The organism is Megasphaera sp. ASD88 (assembly GCF_002287425.1).
In the GTDB taxonomy this organism is placed as follows: Bacteria; Bacillota; Negativicutes; order Veillonellales; family Megasphaeraceae; genus Megasphaera; species Megasphaera stantonii.
This window is the reverse complement of sequence record NZ_NQXW01000066.1, coordinates 1-601: the sequence shown is the minus strand read 5'-3', so window position 1 is coordinate 601 and position 601 is coordinate 1. Positions and strand designations below refer to the sequence as shown.

Genomic DNA, 601 nt, shown 5'->3' with positions numbered 1-601 from the left:
AGACGCTCTACAACATGCTTTGGGCTAACAAACTTCCACTGTCACTCTTCGAGGTACCGCAGGTCTTGAAGCACAAACGCCGCCGCAAATGGGTGCGTAAGAACAAACGTATGAAGGGTCGCTCCATTGAGGAACGTCCTGCCGTCGTCGATGATGGTACCGAGATGGGCCACTGGGAAGTGGATACGGTCGTTGGTCGGCGCGCAGGCCGTGAGGCAGTAGTCTTCACCGCTGTTGAAAAGGTTACGCGCAACTACATCGCTATCCGAATTCCTGGACGTACCTGCGCCGGCGTTGAAGCTGCTCTTGCACAGTTGCAGGAGCGATATGGCGCAGAGTACTTCAGCCAGATCTTTAAGACGATGACGGCCGATAACGGTCCAGAGTTTGAGAACTTATCGCAGTTCGAGAACCTCGGTACCAAGATATACTTTACACATCCGTACAGCTCATGGGAGCGGGCTCAGAACGAACGCCACAATGGCCTGCTGAGGGATTTCATCCCAAAGGGCATGTCCATGGAGCGGTTCTCTGATGAGGATATCCTGAACATGGCAGATACGCTGAACCAGCGCCCACGGCGTGTTTTGGGCTACCATAC

At 54.1% G+C, this 601-nt stretch carries 1 protein-coding gene; it reads left to right on the top strand.

The features are described 5' to 3' along the window. Positions 1 to 14 precede the first annotated feature (14 nt). Positions 15 to 601: IS30 family transposase (locus CJ260_RS12520; protein ID WP_233127996.1), on the top strand; the 587-nt coding region annotated here is incomplete at its 3' end.